Here is a 16,983-nt window from a genome sequence, read left to right on the forward strand (position 1 = left end):
AGATTCTGCAAGCGGCATTTATTATTGGTTCAGTGCATCTTTTATTTTGTTATTTCGTGCAGCCCATACATGTATAAATCAGAACAACTCGCCCATAGCATTCGCCAACTTATTGAAAGCGGCACTTTAAATGCACATGAGAAATTACCTTCATTAAGAGATCAGGTCCAACGTTCTGGTTTTAGTTTAATGACTGTGATGAATGCTTATCAGGAGCTTGAATCACAAGGTCTGATCTATTCAAAGGAAAAGTCTGGCTATTTTGTTGCCGAGCAAATTGCACTAAAACCACTGGAACAATATTCGGTCGTTTCACTTAATTCTAAAATTGAAATTAATTCTTTAGTTTTTAAATATCTTAAATCGATTCAACATGAGTCTGTTGTGCCTTTTGGTTCAGCTTTTCCTGATAGTCAACTTTTAGCTGCTCCCAAACTTATTCAAATTATGGGGCAACTTGCACGGCAAAGACAAAGCTATGACCAGACAGCAAGCCTACCTCCCGGTAATTTAGCGTTAAGAAAACTGATTGCTCAGCGCTATTGTATGCAAGGTATACAGACCGATCCAGATGACATTGTCATTACATCCGGAGGATTAGATGCGCTCAATCTTTCTTTACAAGCAGTTGCTAAACCGGGTGACTATATTCTATTGCAACAAACCGTGTTTTACGGTGCTTGGCAGGCTGCTGAACGTTTAGGGCTTAAGGTCATTACCATTCCCGAACATCCACAACATGGTTTTGACCTAGAGGCTTTTGAACAGGTTATTCATACATATCCAATTAAAGTATGTTGGCTCATGTTAAACAGCCACAACCCGATTGGGTTTACGGTCAGTGATGAGATTAAATATAAAATTGCCAAACTGCTTCATGAACACCAAATTTACTTAATTGAAGATGATGTGTATGAAGAGCTTTATTATGGCGGGCAAAAACCACTTTCGATGAAGTACTTTGACCAACAAAATCTGGTACTGCACTGCTCTTCATTTTCTAAAACTTTAGGGGCTGGTTTTCGGGTAGGTTGGGTCTATGCGGGTAAATTTTCGGACCATATCCAACACTTGCAGCTCATGAGTACTATTTCAGTGAATGCACTTATCCAAAATGCCTTGGTTGAGTTCTTGTCTCATCATCATTATGAAAAGCATTTGCGCACACTTAGACTTTCACTTGAACGTTATAAAAAGCACTTTTACCACTATTTGAAGCAACATCTGCCCGCGACCTGCGAAATTTATTATTACCCAAGCGGTTATTTTCTATGGGTTAAATTGCCTCATAAACTCGATAGCATGCAAATTTATGAAGAACTCATCCAACAAGATATTGGTGTTGCGCCAAGCCCACTCTTTAATGTCTTACCCGCACAGCAGCATTATTTAAGAATCAATTGTTCTTTTGAGTGGAACGAAAAAATTCAAGCTGCTTTAGATCAAGTCATCAAAACTATTCAAGAAAGGGTCGAAGCATGCCTGTAAAGTGATGCTTCGACCTAAGCACAATTTTAAAGTATTTAATTTATGATAGTTTCATCTTAAAGCGCGATTTTAAGGGTAAGAATATCTGGATGTTAATATGGAAATAGATGAAGAACTGACTCTTAAAAAAATACAGATTTTTTTGGCCTTTATGCGCTGTGGCAACTTGTCTAAAACCGCGGCAGAAATGCAACTGAGTAATGTCAGTGTTCATAAAGCACTACACTCTTTAGAAAGCGCTTTACGTTGTCCTCTTTTTAAAAATGAAGGCCGTAACCTCATTCCTTTAAAAAGTGCTTATGTATTTGAAGAACGGGCGCAAAAAATCGTACAAGACATTTTTATTACCGTAAATAAAACCAGAGAAGCCGCTGGCTTTGCAGCCAAGGTTTTACATTTAGGGTCTCTTTATTCTTTGACTGTAAATACGATTCCAAATGTGATTAGCGGTCTCAAACTCAGACGTAGTGAGCTTGATATACAACTGTTGCTGAGTTCAAATCAGGATTTGGTGAAAAAGCTCAAAGCAACTGAGCTGGATGCAATCATTGTAGCTTTAAATGAAACCACTCAAGATGATGAGTTTGAAATTTTGCCGATGTTTTCAGATGATATCTTTCTGGCCGTCAACAAAGATTCTAAATATGCCGAGTTTAAAGATATTGATTTAAGCCTTTTAAAAGAAGAAACTTTTTTAACTTTAACCAAGGGTTTTGCCACTCATAACGACAGCGATATTATTTTTAAAAAAGCAGGCTTTTCGCCTAAAGTTGCTTTACAAGTCAATGATATCTTTACCCTAATTAGTATGGTTAGCTCAGGCGTAGGTTTTGCACTATTACCTGGCCGTATTTCTGCGGTTTATGAAAGTTCAGTTAAACTTATTCCACTAAAACAGCAATATCATATGCAGCAAGAAATTGGTCTGGTCTTTTTAAAAAGTAAAGAACGCGACCCAAACTTACTTGCTCTGATTGCTGAATGTCGTATGTTTGCCTCTAATTTCAAAAATAAAAAAGACCGTTGCTAATAACAACGGTCTTTTGAGCTAGGTATTAAATTAATTATTAACCTACTAAAGCTTTAACCGCGAAGAACAAAACGGTAGGTCCCATCAAACAACCAAGGCCCGTATGAAAAGTTGCCGTAAGTGCACCGTAAGGCACTAAACGGCGATCAGTCGCTGCCAGACCAGCTGACACGCCACTTACCGTTCCTGCCAAACCACCAAAAATCATGGCAGAACGTGGATTGTCTAATCCCATAAATTTCGCAGTGAGTGGTGTTGAAACCATTACACAGATTGCTTTCACCAGCCCCGTTGCAATTGAAAGCGCCATAACCTCAGAGCTCGCACCAATGGCCGCACCCGTCACTGGCCCCACAATATAGGTTACTGCACCTGAGCCAATTGTGGTAATACTTACCGCATCACGATAGCCAAAAATCCACGCAAATATACAACCGACAATAAATGGCAAAATGGTCCCAAGAAATAAAGAGAAGGCACCAATAAATCCGGCTTTTTTGGCCTCAGTCGCTTGTACTTCAAATGCTGTGGCTACAATAGTAAAGTCACGAAGCATTGCACCGCCCATGAGTCCTACACCTGTAAAAAGTGCAAGGTCGGTCAAGCCTTTTTCACCACCTGTCATTTTTCCGCCAAACCACGCCAAAATCAAACCAATTACAATCGCAATTGCTGAAACATGCACTCGTCCGTTGGTTAAATATTTAGAGAGCTTGGTCGACAGCCACATAATTAGGGCAATTAAAGCAAAAGCTGTAATTAAACCTAAATGTGTTAAGTCTTTTAATAATAATTCAACCATGAACTTTACCTCCGATTCGGTTTAAGGCTGTGTCCTCTTCTTTCGGTAAAGGGCTTGCTTTGTTATAACGACTTAAACCAGCAATAGTGAGTGTACAAACTGCAACTGAAACTACAGCAGCAAACAGTGCCATATGACCACTAGATAAAGCGGCAACTACATTTTGTTGTGCTGCCATGGCAACAACAACAGGAATATACATAGTGCCCCAGAATGAAACGCCTTTTTCGGTTTCAACTGTCATGACACCGCGTTTTTCCATCCATAACCGTATGCAAATGAGTAAAATCATGGCGATACCCACGCCACCAACATTGGACTTTACACCTAATAAAACGCCCAATAAATCGCCGACAATAACACCCACCAAGGTGCAAAGTGCGAGTAAACCAACTCCATATATAATCATGACAATCCCTCATATCCTTGGATCATTTATGCTTTTGTAAATCAGATTCAAAAAGATCAATAATTCTGCTGCTCTTTTTGCATCGCAATCTGAATGCTGTCTATACGTGTCCCTTGAAATGACAACACGGTTCCTTCTTTAAATGTTCGGCGTGCAAGTGTAGTTAGTACCGTTCCTGGTAAAGCTTCGATCTGTAACCTTACACCTCGCTCCCATGCAGCTTGGATGGTACTTTCCCAATCTACAGTTCGACTCATATTAAAAGCCAAGTCATCACCAATCTGTTCTGGCCTGCTAAGCGTACGAGCCGTTGTACCACTTAAATAACGTATTTTAGGCTGCTTTAAAGTCACTCCCTCCATAAACGCTGCAAGTTGCTTTGCTTGCTGACTTAATAATTCACAGTGCGATGGCACCGATACATCTAATTTTTTTGCCACCACGCCCTGTTGCTTTGCCAAAACCGCAACTTGGTTCATGGCTTTAAAACTTCCTGAAATAACGATCTGGTTATGTGCATTAACATTTGCGACAAAAACCTGTGGCGTTATTTCATTAATTTGTTTCACCCATGTTTCAACAGCTGCACGGTCTGCACCAATTAGGGCCGTCATGCCATAGCCCGCTGGATAGGCGTTTTGCATGAGTTCACCTCGATAGGCAACCAAACGAACAGCATCCTCAAAGGCTAAAACTTCTGCTACAACTGCAGCAGACCATGCACCAATCGATAGACCCGCTACATAATCAGGTGTTAAGTTTTCCTCAGTTAATAGTGCAGAACTCACCACACCAGAAATCAGTAAACACAGCTGTACTGAACGTGTCGACTGCAATGCAGCCGGACTATCTAGCATCAAGACATCTTCTTTGAGTGCATCCGATGCACGCTCAAGGTATTCTTTAACCAGAGCTGTTTGAGGTAAGTCGTGCAACATATTGCTTCGTTGCACACCTTGCCCTGGATATACCCAAATTGAAGCCATGATATCTATTTCCCTAATTCCATGGGTTTTCTACTAAAACAGCACCGTCAGGACGTTTCAATAGAACTTTTCCACTGTTCCCAGCCCATTCTTTTAACGCCAAACCACCTTGTGGAAGTTGTAGCTGTACATCCACATTCAGCCCTACTTGCTGAAAATTTTCGAGTAGCTCAATCGCTTGCTTTTTAGCAAAAGGTTGTTCAGCTCGAATCAACAAATCTATGTCACTTTGCCCGTTTACTGTTTTAATGCCCGTTGCCAGTTCAAACCCAAAACTTCCTGTATATCCCCAACATCCTGAAAAGTTTTTCATAATGCTGGAAATACTCTGTAAACGTTCTGCCAAGTGCTCAAACTGTTGCTTATCTACGTGAGTCAGCGCTTCTGGCTTAAGCTGTTTGCTAATTGCAGATCGTGGCATTTGAGCTGCATATCGTTGATAGCGAAATTGTCCTCTTACACCCACAGCCACCTGATCTACAGGAGTAATTGCCCGTCGAACTACAACAGGATCACCTCGTTGCAATACCTCTTTCACCCAATATGGAGCATCATCGGCCAAGCAATCGACCGTCATGCCCCACAGTAAATCATGGGCTTCGAGCTTAAGTTTCATGACCATTGCTCACGCAATAATTCACGGACTTTTTTAGACATTTGACGGTTTTGGCCGTGAAGTCTTTGTTCCAATCCTCTAGATTGATCAGCATTAATTTCTTTAAATGCTCGAGCAACCACCTGCTTCGCTAACAAAAGATCTTCGTTTGTCGGTTGTTCAGGGTTTTCGACAGATAACAGTTCAGATAACAAACCAAGCGTGGCATAACTTTCAATGTCATAAGCCATTGGCGGAATGCTTGATGCCAATTGCTCTAACTCATCAACCGACCGTAAAGTAACGCGTGCAGCAGATTCCTTACCCATTGCATGCACCATAACACCTGAATCTTTTAAGGCAATAATACGATTGGCTTGGTATCCATGCGCCAAGAAAGCACCAGACATCGACTTACCAACCAATAAACTCACAATTGGATGACCTGCCAATCTAGCTCTAGCATAGCTATCTACTGCACCCGCTAAAGCTTGATGAATACCTAATAATTCTTCGCGGCGCCCATAGGCCTGACTTGGAACATCAACCAGACATAAAATACCGCGTTTAGTTTCAGCCTGTGCATCGGCTTGAATCACATCATCGACTGCTTTTGCCAAGCCCCAGCCTTCCAAGAGTCCAACTTCTCCTTGTTTTGCCCGTGGGAACAGATTATCGCTGTCTTGCACAACTGCAATCACACGCACTGCTTGCTGATCAATCTGACCATCAGCCACCCAAATCGAAGCTGGAAAACCTTCAACTGTTTTAAAGCCCTGCGTAAGTGCTTTAAACCAATGTGCACCACGAGTAGATGTTTTTAATGTATCAACGGCGATATTCATGCTTGCTCTCCTTGATACAAAGCTTGAACTTGTGCTGGGGTAATCTGCTCAGCAGTATCAACTTGTTGCAGCTTTTCTAAATAGAATGTGTAATTTGAACTACGATGCTGCTGTGGCACCCCTTGAGTTAAATAATCGATGACTTGCTGACGAATTTTCTGGCGATCATCGTCAACATAAGCATCTGCCAAACCACTAGCGAAACGCTGATTACCACCAGTAATACTCCATATAAATGGACGATCTTTGGCGTTATATTCTTGTACACCAGCTTCTTGTTCAATCACTTGCGGGCCATTTAAGCCTAAACGTCCTTCTTGTGTCATTACAATATAGCTACATAGACCAGCCGCAATTGACATCCCGCCGAAGCACCCTACACTGCCTGCAACCACTGCAATGACGGGTTGATACTGACGTAAGTTCACAATTGCAGCCTGAATTTCAGCAATTGCAGCCAAACCCAGATTTGCTTCTTGTAAGCGAACACCTCCCGTTTCCAACAGTAAAATTGCCGCTGTTGGAATCCCTTTCAGATTGTCTTCAACTGCAAGTTCTAAGGCACCCGCAATTTTAGCTCCGCCTACCTCGCCTAAACTTCCGCCTTGAAATAAGCCTTCAATAGAAATTAGAACCACTGGGCGATCTTGAATAGATCCTTTTGCAATCACTACACCATCATCGGCTTGCGGGACAATATTTTGCTTAACGAGCCAAGGCGACATAACACGTGAAAATGGGTCGAGTAATTCTTTATAAGAACCAGCATCTAAGAATGCTTTGGCACGCTCTCTTGCGCCAAGTTCAATAAAATCTTGTTTATTTAACAAACTCTGAATATCAGTCATGAGCAATTTCCTCCAATGCTTGTTCTAGACGTAAGCGAACGACACCGGGAGTTGCACCAAAGTCATGAATATCAATATTGACGGCTGGTGGTATTTGCGCAGCAAAAATCCGTTCGAAAAGATTGTGCCAACGTGCTGCACTGCCATCTACCGAAGTCACTACATGAATAGAAGCTTTTCCAGTTTCACCGGGTTCCATCAAAATTTCTAAATCACCCGAGCCAACACATCCTACTAGTGCTTTTTTTACAGGTGGCTCTGTGGCCACAAATTCAAAATGAAGTGTTTCCATAATCAAAATCCCTTTTTATTTTTTCCGGATGACTGCTCAGCACGATCTACAAATAGTGTTGCTGCCAACAAATCTGCGGCACCACCTGCAGAAGCTTTCATCCGAAGCAGATCAATCTCTAAAAGATGCAAAGCACGTCGACCTTCTAAGCTTGAACTGCCACCCAAATCCAATACTTGCTGAGCACCTTGTTGCATACGCTTTAAACCAGATGTTCCAGATCGATAAAGCACACAGGTATCGGTCAAATCTGTCATCATGGCAAGTAAGGCATCTAATCGAGCGAACTCTTCTTTCATAGGTTTACTACGACTTTGATAAAGTTGCTTTAAGCCAAAATTTACAATGGTTGGAAAACCTTGCTGAGCCTGTTCTTTGGCACCTAAGATGCCTAATTTCTTTTGTACTTGCTGACCATGACTTAAAGCCTGCTTTGGAATAAAACGATCTTCAAACTGAGCAATCTGGCCTGCTAACTGGCATAGCTCAACAGCAGAAAAGTACTGTTGATTCGTGTGCGCTAATGCTGCTGCGGTAACCATTAAACCCAAGGCCCAAATTGCACCGCGGTGTGTATTTACACCATCTGTTGCCAACATCATGGTCTTTTCACCTTGACGGCCAATTTCTCCAATGTCTTCACGCAAAGCTAAACAGACTTTTCCATGATGCTTTGCTGCTTGCGCCATCGCTTCAAACATGGGTCCTAAACTTTTCGCAGAGCGCTCCATTAACTCCAAAGTCAGGTCATTGTGTGCACCACTGCCACGGCGATCGACCAAAGCTGGTTTCGGTGTCAGATTAACTTCATCAATTAACGCTTTGACTGCTAAACTTGCCAAAAGCTGACCATCGCTGAGCGTTTGATATTGAACTTGTGCCATCATTACCAACTCCTGAATTTTGCAGGTGGTTGATATAAGCCATCTGACCATGTCACCAAGTCGGCAATATTTTTCGCCGCTAAAAGTTCACGTGTGGCATCGGTACGGCGAATACCTAAATCTTCAGGGAATACCACCAGACCTTCACGTCTCAAGCGCGCTGTCGTTTTTGGGTCTTGAGTTAAACCAATACTGGTCACACCTGCTACCGCAGCAATCATGGCTTGGCGCTCTTCTTGGCTGCTTGCTTTATATAGATAAGCAATGCCTTCTTCGGTCAGTAAATGGGTCACATCATCGCCATAAATCATGATCGGGGCTAAAGGCAAACCTGCGGTTTTAGCCACTTCAATCGCATCAAGACGTTCTACAAAAGTTGGCTTACCACCCTCTTGGAAGGTTTCCACCATTTGAACAACTAACTTTTTACCACGTGCCAAATAAGTTTCGGTTTCATTGGCACCTTGCAAACGCATATCTAACCATGCAGGTGTATCGTGACGACGTCCGCGTGGATCATGCCCCATATTTGGTGCACCACCGAAACCAGCTAAACGACCTTTGGTGACAGTCGAAGAATGGCCCATGCCATCAACTTGCAAAGTTGCACCAATAAATAGATCAACGGCGTACTGACCTGCAAGCTGACACATCATACGGTTGGAACGTAAAGCGCCATCACGACCTGTAAAGAACACATCAGGACGAGCTGCAACATATTTTTCCATACCAAGTTCGGTACCAAAGCAATGCACGCTTTCAACCCAACCGGTTTCAATCGCTGGAATTAAAGTTGGATGCGGATTCAGTGTCCAGTTTCGGCAAATTTTTCCTTTTAAACCTAGAGACTCGCCATAGGTCGGTAAAATCAGTTCAATTGCCGCAGTGTTAAAACCAATACCATGGTTTAACGATTGCACATTATGCTTTTCATAAATTCCGCGAATTGCCATCATCGCCATAAGCACATGCACTGGCTTAATGTGTTTCGGGTCACGAGTAAATAACGGTTCGATATAAAATGGCTGATCCGCCACCACCACATAATCAACCCAAGAAGCAGGAATATCGACACGGGGTAACTCTGAGACGTCATCGACCAGTTCATTGACCTGAACAATCACGATACCGTCACTAAAAGCAGCAGGTTCAATAAGTGCTGGAGAATCTTCGGTACTTGGACCTGTATAGATATTGCCTTGGCGGTCTGCCATAAAGCCCGCTGAGAGCACTACATTTGGAATAAGATCAACCACCAAACGTGAATACAACTCGATATAGGTATGAATCGCACCAATCTCTAGTAAACCATCTTCAATTAACTGACTAATACGCAAACTTTGTGGGCCAGCAAAAGAAAAATCGAGCTTACGCGCAATACCTTTTTCAAACAGATCAAGATGTTCTGAACGCCCTACGCTTGGCATGATCATATGCAAATCATGCAAAATATCTGGATTGGTTTGAGCCAAAGAGCGCGATAAAAAATCAGCCTGCTTTTGGTTATTCCCTTCGAGTACAACTTTGTCACCCGGTGTAATTAAGGTTTCCAAAACTTTAATAATGTCTTGAGTTGGAATCACCACACCATCGGTATATTGGTTTGCCATCTCTAGTTTTAATTGTTTGGCATGACGCCGCTTTGTCCATAACCGTTCTTTATTCTGAACTGATCCTTCCATGTGCTTACCTATAGATCGCAGTTTTGTTCTGAATCTATAAAAACGCGTTATGGAGTTTCGATCAATCAACCTACATCATTAGTTATTAACCTCAGGTTAATGATTAATTTATATTCGATGAATTTCTTCAAAAAACCAATCTAGACAGATTTTGACTTTAGGCAAATTTGCATACTCTGGTCGGTACACCAAATAATAAGAAAATGACGAAGAGAAATGAATTTGAGGAAATAATCGTATCAAACGTCCGGTTTGTATATCTTTTTGCACCATAACACTACGCGCTAACGCAACACCATGTCCTTCCATTGCAGCCTGTAAAACTGCAGATGAACTGTTGATTTGCATACCACGGCTAATATTAATGTCATTCAAACCTACACTTTTTAGCCAAGATTGCCACCCCGGAAATTGTTGATGTTTTTCCATCGAAAGATCATGAATTAAAGTGATATTCTTTAGATCGTTCGGCGTTAAAAGCGATGAATGTTCATTTAAAAATGTAGGCGAACATACGGGATAAACCTCTTCATCCATAAGTTTAACGGCTTCTAAACCTTGCCATTGTCCTTGACCATATCTGACACCCACATCGACTTTTTGCTCTAAAAAATCTACGGCTTTAAGGTTAATGTCTAAACGAATATCAATATCTGGATATTGTTTTTGAAAATGATCAATTCTTGGTAATAGCCATTTTTCAGCAAATGCTGGACTGACCGCAATATTAAGCACACCTGATAGAGAATCTTGCTTTAATTTTTCTAAAGCCAAAGTGAGCTTATCAAAACCCGCACGAATATCCGGTAAAACCGATTCAGCCAGTTCAGTAGCGACCAGCCGATTTTTACCGTTAGTTTGCCGATGAAACAACGGAAAGCCTAACCAATCTTCGAGTGTACGTACCAATTGCCCCACTGCGGCCGGAGTAACATTTAACTCTTTTGCTGCAGCAGAAAAACTTTTGTGTCGTGCACTGGCTTCAAAAGCACGAAGTGCATTCAAATAAACTGGTGAATTCATAGCGCTAAAGTTTTTCTTTATTGGGTAAGTAGATTATCTCATTTGTACTTATAAATCTTTATTTCTAAAATACTCTGTAATCTCTTCATAACGATTAAATTTTTACATCTTGAGTAGGCTTGCTCACTCACTTTATTTATTTTGTTATTGAATAAAGAGAATTGCGTTTAGGAGGAGAGTAGTCATGTTGATCCATGCCGATTTTTCACAGGCTGTGATTATCAAACCTGAAGACTATCACTGGGTGAAATCTCCCCGTGGGGAAGTTGATCGTGTCATGCTCGATCGTATTGGCGATGAAATAGCTCGTGCAACCAGTTTGGTGAAATATGCGCCCCATACAACCTTCCCTGAACATCGACATCATCATGGTGAAGAAATCCTCGTACTTTCAGGCGTATTTACTGAAAATCAAAATCTGCACTACTCCGCTGGATGGTATTTACGGAGTCCCCATCAGTCAGTACACCAACCATCGAGTGAAGAAGGTACATTGATTTTTGTCAAACTTATGCAAATTCCTATGTCAGAAACTCAAGCTTTACGAATCAATACCAACGACCCAGCACAATGGCAAAAAATAGATTCGCGTTTAATTTGCACATTAATTGATGCAAGTTATGAACACACTTATTTAGAAAAACTCAAGCCGCAGCAACTTTTTATTGAAGAAGCTGAGGGTGGAATCGAAATTTTGATTACCCAAGGTCAGTTGGTTGATAAAGAAATGGTTTTTGACGCTGGAACATGGATACGCCTACCTCCAAAAACACTTGCCTATTTTCAAGCTGGTTTGTCTGGCGCTTCTCTTTATGTAAAAACTGGACACCTAGCCTCAGCCATTGCGGAATATAATTAAAGGCTCTTTATGCTTCAAAATACTATGCACCGCCAAGTATTAATTTTGGCGAGTTCCCAATCCCTTTTCCAAACCGTTTCTGTCATGGTCATGACCATTGGTGGCTTGGCTGGGGCAAATATTGCAAATACCCCAACACTTGCAACGCTGCCCATCGCATCTATGTTTTTGGGTACGGCTTTAATGATGTTCCCTGCCTCAATATTAATGGCACATATTGGACGGCGTAACGGTTTTCTATTCGGTGCTTTTTTAGGTGTGCTCGGCGGCATTATCGCATCAATTGGTATTTTTTATAGTTCACTCATGCTTCTGGCTCTGGGTACGCTATGTGTCGGGGCCTATCAATCCTTTGCTCAGTTTTACCGTTTTGCTGCCAGTGAAGTGGCAAATGATGCGTTCCGCTCACGCGCTATTTCTTTGGTGATGGCAGGTGGAATTGTTGCAGCACTGATTGGTCCGACTTTAGCCCGTTTTGGTGGACCCTTATTCCAGCATTTAGAATATATCGGTTCATTTTTAATTATTAGTATCATCTCACTTGTGGCAATGGGCATTTTATCTAGCTTACATATAGCTGATACAGTTGAGCAAAAGTCTGACTTTACTGCTGGTCGTCCATGGCAACAGATTGTCTTTCAACCGACCTATTTAGTTGCTCTGTTTGGTGCCGTCACAGGTTATGGCATTATGATTTTAGGTATGACCGCAACACCCATTGCCATGCGACATTCACACCATGAACTTGGGTCAATTACGACAGTCATTCAACTACATGTACTTGGTATGTTTTTACCCTCATTCTTTACTGGACATTTAATCGCTCGCTTTGGTGTGCTTAAAATCATGTTTGCAGGTCTTTTATTATTTGCTTGCTATATCGGATTTGCTCTCTCAGGTATTCAGTTCACATCTTTTGCAATATCTTTAATTTTATTGGGTGTGGGATGGAACTTTTTATTTATTGGCAGTACTTCTTTACTCACAGGAACTTATTCTGTGGCTGAAAAAGCCAAGGCCCAAGCCATTAACGATATGACCGTTTTTGTTGTCGGTTTGATTTGTTCGTTTAGTGCAGGTGCTTTACTGGATTTATTCGGCTGGAAAGCAATGAATATAGCGTTAATACCATGGTTGGTGATTGCCGCAGCTTCTCTCTTCTGGCTAAGCCAAAAAAGAGAAAAGCAGTTTGTTTAAATTCTTTTTAACGCGGTTTGCTCAATAGCCATTCTAGATTTTGACGGACCGCAGGCCACTCATGTTTTAAAATACTGTAAACATGAGTGTCCCGCAAAATATCATCTTTCACAATTTGATGGCTTCTTAGCACACCGTCTAGCTTTGCACCCAAGCGTACAATCGCGGCTTGACTTTGAACATTTAAAGAAGATGTACGCAACTCAACCGCAATACACTTTAAAGTCTCAAATGCATGAGCCAACAATAGCTTTTTACACTCAGTATTTACAGGCGTACGCTGTGCAGATTTGCGGTACCATGTCGAACCAATTTCTACACGGCGATGCGCTTCTTCAATATGCATGAGTGTTGTCATGCCCAGCGCTCGTCCCGTTTTTCGGTCTTCAATATAAAAAGGCAACATAGAGCCGGATTTTTGCAAATCAAGACGTCTTTCAATTTCAGCAGTCATCTGTTCAGGTCTTGGCACACGGGTATACCAAAGATTATAGAGCTCCCCATCGCAAACGGCCTCTTTGAGCGCTTCAGCTTGAGTTACATCTAGCGGCTTTAAAATAACGTGCTCACCCACTAATTCAACAGGTGTAGTCAAAGACATCTTTATCTCCTCAATTGATCTTAAGCTTTTATATTTTCAAAATTATTTATTTAACTCAGCCACACTGTACATGGCATTCGCTATAGTTTGATGACCAGATTTCAATAGGCCATCTGCTGCGCCTAAAATGTCTCGGCGTTCTTTGTTTTGCCCGAGTTTTGATTTTCCTTGCAGCTTGGTAATTTCAATCTCGATACCTACAATGGCTTTTAACATCGGTTCAAGATAATCCTTTGGTGCATCTGACATTTTCCATGGTTCAGGTTGAGAAGCTTCATGGGTGCGGGTTAAGCGAGCCACCACACCACGAACATAACGCTCATCATCTCGAATCGTCACTTTGCCATATGCATGCACAACCCTATAGTTCCATGTGGGTACTTGTCTATGCTGTTCATGTTTGGATGGGTACCAGTTTGGTGAAATATAAGCATCGCCAGCTTGGAACACGACAAGTACCTCATCTCCATTTTTAATGTCCTGCCAAACAGAATTATTTCGTGACACATGGGCATGTAGCATGCCAAATTTCCCTTCATTTGCTTGCAACTCGAATGGAAGATGATTTGCATCTAAGCCATTACTTCCATGCGTAAAAAGCACCCCAAACGGATGTTCTGTAATAAGAGAATGCAATACATCCAAACGGTTTTCTGCAAAATCATCAGGGATATACATGGCTAAAACCTCACTGTAAATATCAGGGTTATTTATATTTTGTGTTGTAAATTTTCTGGTTTCTGTGGTTTATTAAAAAGAACCACTTTGTATTTTTTTAAGTAGACCAGAATTATGGCAAGAATGGCAAAAGTTGTGGAACTTCCGTCTATTGCAAAGATTGATAAAAGCCAAGGAAAGATAAGTGCTCAACTGACTCAAGCTTTACGCGAAGCTGTACAAAGTGGTGATTTACAGCCCGGCGATCCGTTGCCTTCTTCACGCGAACTGGCTCAAACACTTGGGGTCGCTCGCGGAACGATTATCGAAGCTTATGATCAGCTTTTAGCTGAAGGTGTTTTTGACTCTCAACCACGAACTGGCACTTATGTGTCTCATGCTTTGGTTAAAACATCTGTAATACAACGTTCATCAAAAGAAAATAAACCTAACTCGATATCTTTGACCAAATCGGCACGTTCTTATGCCAAAGTGCTTGATGAATTTAAGCCACTTCCCCATGTTCCTTTTGCAGTATCTGTCCCCGTCGGTCGTACTCAACCAAGTGATATCTGGCGTAAATTTGGTAATAAATATAGATCACGGGGTGCAGGTGTTCCTTCAGGATATGGTGAACCTCAAGGTGTATTATCACTAAGAATTGCTATAGCAGACTATGTACGACGGTCACGTTCTGTCCACTGCGAACCTGAACAAATTGTGATTACGCCCGGCATTCAACAATCACTTTATATTTGCAGCCAAATTTTATTTGAGGCGAAAGATGAAGTTTGGGTTGAAGATCCTGCTTATCGCGGTACAACGGCTATTTTTGAGCATGCTGTACAAAATATTCGTATGGTACGTGTTCCTGTTGATGAAGAAGGCATTCAGGTTGAAACCGGAATTAAGCTTTCTAAACAAGCGCGTGCTGCGTTTGTAACCCCATCTCACCAATATCCACTGGGCATGCCAATGAGTCTAGCAAGACGCACCGCGTTATTAGCTTGGGCAAAACAGCAAAAAGCATGGATCATTGAAGATGACTATGACAGTGAACTTCGCTATAACGGACAGCCCTTCCCATCGTTACAAGGCATGGCACCCGACCAAGTGATTTATCTTGGGACTTTCAGCAAAGTCTTATTTCCATCGCTTAGGCTTGGCTATGCAGTGTTGCCTAAAGAACTGGTAGCTCCTTTTTGTGGGCTTAGAGTCTTAATTGATAGACACCCGCCTGCTGCCGACCAGCATGTTTTGGCTGCTTTTATTCAAGAAGGCTATTTAGAGCGGCATATCCGACGGACTCGGAATGTCTATGCGGAAGTCCGTGAATACATTATTGGCTTGATTGAAAAATACATACCTCAAGAGCTTGCTTGGTTACAACCGGGCGATCAAGGCATGCACATGGTGGTATGGCTTGCTCAGCATATTAATGATATTGACGTTGCAAGCTCGGCAGTCGATGCAGGTATTGCCATTAAAGCAATTTCACCGACATTTTCAAAAGAACAGCAACGTTCGGGTCTGATTGTCGGTTTAGGGGATTTTGAACCCGAACTGATGCAACAAGCTATCAAAAAATTATCAAAGATTATTCAACAATATGACAGGCCTTTTTAGATAAGGCCTACAACAGCAACCATAGATGAATGGCAAATGGCCCAATGAGTACCATTAAAATACCTGCAATGACCATGGTTAAACTGGCAATTACACCTTCTTCACTATTGCGCTGCTGTGCTCTAACTGTACCAAAACCATGCGCTGCATTACCAAAGGCCGCCCCATTGGCCACATTAGAACGGATTTTAGTAATCGCTAAAATTGCATCGCCACAAATCATACCGACCAAACCGGTAATAACGGTAAATAGGGAAACCAATGCTGCCGAACCATGAATATCTTCTGCTAAAATCATGGCAAAAGGTGTTGAAATAGAACGTGCCATCAAACTGTTAGTGACTTCAGGGCTAAAGTGGAACCACTGCGCCATTTTATAAGCAGTCATCACGCCTACACTCATGCCGACAATAATCGCAATCGTAAGAACTCCGAGGTTTTTACGAATCGTTTCCCGATAGCGATAAATCGGTATAGCGAAAGCTACCGTTGCAGGACCTAATAAATTAACAATCCACTGGGTATCTTCTGAATAAGTTTGGTATGAAATTCCAAAAATCGTCATCAAAATGATGGTAAGTACAGGCACGCTAATTGCGGGTGATAACCAAAGTTTTGGATGTTTTTGATAGATTCGCTTTGCCACAACATAAGCGACCAAAGTCCAGATGAGACAAAGAATTGACCAGATATTCATGTCATTATGCTCTTTAGATATGCTTATGTTGAAGACGTTTTCTAGCCTGTAAGTAAGCCTTCAAACGATTGTAATAATGAATAGTCAGTGAAGTGCTTAACATGACTAAAATGGTTCCAACCGCAATGCTTAAGACGATTTGCCATCCTTCGGTCATAAACAGGGTTTTATACTGGACAACGGCAACGACTACAGGCACAAAAAACAGTAATAGCTCACCTAAAACCACAGTTGCTCCCATTGCCACCTGATCCATTTTGATAATTTTAAAGAACAGGCATAAAAGCAATAAAAACATACCTAAAATACCTGCCGAGACAGGCACACCGAGTTTTTGGTGTAAGAGATATCCGATCCACCAAAAACCAGCCAAAATGAGAATTTGTTTAACTAACACGAACAGTGATGGTTGTGAGGGTGTTCCAGAAGCAGATTCAATACTCATTTTTCGAAATTAAATGG

At 41.7% G+C, this 16,983-nt stretch carries 19 protein-coding genes; 5 read left to right on the top strand and 14 right to left on the bottom strand.

Going from position 1 to position 16,983, the window contains the following annotated elements; all coding sequences use genetic code 11:
• The first annotated feature begins 69 nt into the window (after positions 1 to 69).
• Positions 70 to 1,488, top strand: a complete 1,419-nt coding sequence (locus RFX69_RS16840; protein ID WP_289332428.1) for a PLP-dependent aminotransferase family protein — start codon at positions 70 to 72, stop codon at positions 1,486 to 1,488.
• A 97-nt stretch (positions 1,489 to 1,585) separates the two neighbouring features.
• Entirely contained in the window at positions 1,586 to 2,518 is a 933-nt protein-coding gene (locus tag RFX69_RS16845) for a LysR family transcriptional regulator (RefSeq protein WP_289332427.1), read from the top strand.
• Positions 2,519 to 2,555: 37 nt separating this feature from the next.
• On the opposite strand, the gene madM is transcribed toward RFX69_RS16845, so the two are convergent.
• The 10 genes from madM to gcvA all read right to left on the bottom strand — a co-directional run bounded on the left by madM (position 2,556) and on the right by gcvA (position 10,884).
• Positions 2,556 to 3,320 carry a malonate transporter subunit MadM gene (gene madM / locus RFX69_RS16850; RefSeq protein ID WP_289332426.1) on the bottom strand — a complete coding sequence of 255 codons (765 nt, stop codon included), beginning with the start codon at positions 3,318 to 3,320 and terminating at the stop codon, positions 2,556 to 2,558.
• On the bottom strand, positions 3,313 to 3,729 hold the full coding sequence (gene madL, locus RFX69_RS16855; RefSeq protein ID WP_224991694.1) for a malonate transporter subunit MadL: 417 nt from the start codon (positions 3,727 to 3,729) through the stop codon (positions 3,313 to 3,315). The genes madM and madL overlap by 8 nt, the downstream gene beginning before the upstream one ends.
• A 56-nt stretch (positions 3,730 to 3,785) precedes the next feature.
• Positions 3,786 to 4,715 (bottom strand): malonate decarboxylase subunit epsilon, encoded by a 930-nt coding sequence (gene mdcH / locus RFX69_RS16860; RefSeq protein WP_289332425.1) that lies wholly within the window; start codon positions 4,713 to 4,715, stop codon positions 3,786 to 3,788.
• Between the two features lie 13 nt (positions 4,716 to 4,728).
• Entirely contained in the window at positions 4,729 to 5,337 is a 609-nt protein-coding gene (locus RFX69_RS16865; RefSeq protein ID WP_272355203.1) for a malonate decarboxylase holo-ACP synthase, read from the bottom strand.
• A complete protein-coding gene (gene mdcE / locus RFX69_RS16870; RefSeq protein ID WP_289332424.1) occupies positions 5,328 to 6,155 on the bottom strand; it encodes a biotin-independent malonate decarboxylase subunit gamma in 828 nt (275 codons plus the stop codon). The genes RFX69_RS16865 and mdcE overlap by 10 nt, the downstream gene beginning before the upstream one ends.
• Positions 6,152 to 7,003 carry a biotin-independent malonate decarboxylase subunit beta gene (locus RFX69_RS16875; RefSeq protein ID WP_215763511.1) on the bottom strand — a complete coding sequence of 284 codons (852 nt, stop codon included), beginning with the start codon at positions 7,001 to 7,003 and terminating at the stop codon, positions 6,152 to 6,154. Before RFX69_RS16875 ends, mdcE begins: the two co-directional genes overlap by 4 nt.
• Positions 6,996 to 7,295, bottom strand: a complete 300-nt coding sequence (locus RFX69_RS16880; protein ID WP_215763512.1) for a malonate decarboxylase subunit delta — start codon at positions 7,293 to 7,295, stop codon at positions 6,996 to 6,998. The genes RFX69_RS16875 and RFX69_RS16880 overlap by 8 nt, the downstream gene beginning before the upstream one ends.
• Before the next feature lie 2 nt (positions 7,296 to 7,297).
• On the bottom strand, positions 7,298 to 8,182 hold the full coding sequence (locus RFX69_RS16885; RefSeq protein ID WP_215763513.1) for a triphosphoribosyl-dephospho-CoA synthase: 885 nt from the start codon (positions 8,180 to 8,182) through the stop codon (positions 7,298 to 7,300).
• Entirely contained in the window at positions 8,182 to 9,861 is a 1,680-nt protein-coding gene (gene mdcA / locus RFX69_RS16890; RefSeq protein WP_031963802.1) for a malonate decarboxylase subunit alpha, read from the bottom strand. Before mdcA ends, RFX69_RS16885 begins: the two co-directional genes overlap by 1 nt.
• Before the next feature lie 108 nt (positions 9,862 to 9,969).
• The gene (gene gcvA / locus RFX69_RS16895; RefSeq protein WP_289332423.1) at positions 9,970 to 10,884 is read right to left on the bottom strand and encodes a transcriptional regulator GcvA; all 915 of its coding nucleotides are present in this window, start codon (positions 10,882 to 10,884) and stop codon (positions 9,970 to 9,972) included.
• A gap of 184 nt (positions 10,885 to 11,068) precedes the next feature.
• On the opposite strand from gcvA, the gene RFX69_RS16900 reads away from it, so the two are divergent.
• On the top strand, positions 11,069 to 11,743 hold the full coding sequence (locus tag RFX69_RS16900) for a cupin domain-containing protein (RefSeq protein ID WP_272242024.1): 675 nt from the start codon (positions 11,069 to 11,071) through the stop codon (positions 11,741 to 11,743).
• 9 nt (positions 11,744 to 11,752) lie between these two features.
• The gene (locus RFX69_RS16905; protein WP_289332422.1) at positions 11,753 to 12,940 is read left to right on the top strand and encodes an MFS transporter; all 1,188 of its coding nucleotides are present in this window, start codon (positions 11,753 to 11,755) and stop codon (positions 12,938 to 12,940) included.
• A gap of 7 nt (positions 12,941 to 12,947) precedes the next feature.
• Here RFX69_RS16905 and RFX69_RS16910 read toward each other — a convergent pair whose 3' ends face one another.
• Positions 12,948 to 13,541, bottom strand: coding sequence for a GNAT family N-acetyltransferase (locus RFX69_RS16910; protein ID WP_280041196.1), 594 nt, complete (start codon positions 13,539 to 13,541; stop codon positions 12,948 to 12,950).
• Between the two features lie 42 nt (positions 13,542 to 13,583).
• Positions 13,584 to 14,219, bottom strand: a complete 636-nt coding sequence (locus RFX69_RS16915; protein ID WP_078209019.1) for an FMN-binding negative transcriptional regulator — start codon at positions 14,217 to 14,219, stop codon at positions 13,584 to 13,586.
• Positions 14,220 to 14,333: 114 nt separating this feature from the next.
• Between RFX69_RS16915 and RFX69_RS16920 the strand changes: the two genes are divergently transcribed.
• Positions 14,334 to 15,824 (top strand): PLP-dependent aminotransferase family protein, encoded by a 1,491-nt coding sequence (locus tag RFX69_RS16920; RefSeq protein ID WP_289332421.1) that lies wholly within the window; start codon positions 14,334 to 14,336, stop codon positions 15,822 to 15,824.
• Between the two features lie 7 nt (positions 15,825 to 15,831).
• On the opposite strand, the gene RFX69_RS16925 is transcribed toward RFX69_RS16920, so the two are convergent.
• Both RFX69_RS16925 and RFX69_RS16930 read right to left on the bottom strand, forming a co-directional pair.
• Complete coding sequence (locus RFX69_RS16925) at positions 15,832 to 16,521, bottom strand: LrgB family protein (protein ID WP_001028713.1); 690 nt, start codon at positions 16,519 to 16,521, stop codon at positions 15,832 to 15,834.
• 13 nt (positions 16,522 to 16,534) lie between these two features.
• Positions 16,535 to 16,966 (bottom strand): CidA/LrgA family protein, encoded by a 432-nt coding sequence (locus RFX69_RS16930; protein WP_289332420.1) that lies wholly within the window; start codon positions 16,964 to 16,966, stop codon positions 16,535 to 16,537.
• Between the last annotated feature and the right edge of the window lie 17 nt (positions 16,967 to 16,983).

Origin of the sequence: Acinetobacter sp. 148 (assembly GCF_031196675.1) — a bacterium.
Taxonomy (GTDB): Bacteria; Pseudomonadota; Gammaproteobacteria; order Pseudomonadales; family Moraxellaceae; genus Acinetobacter; species Acinetobacter baumannii.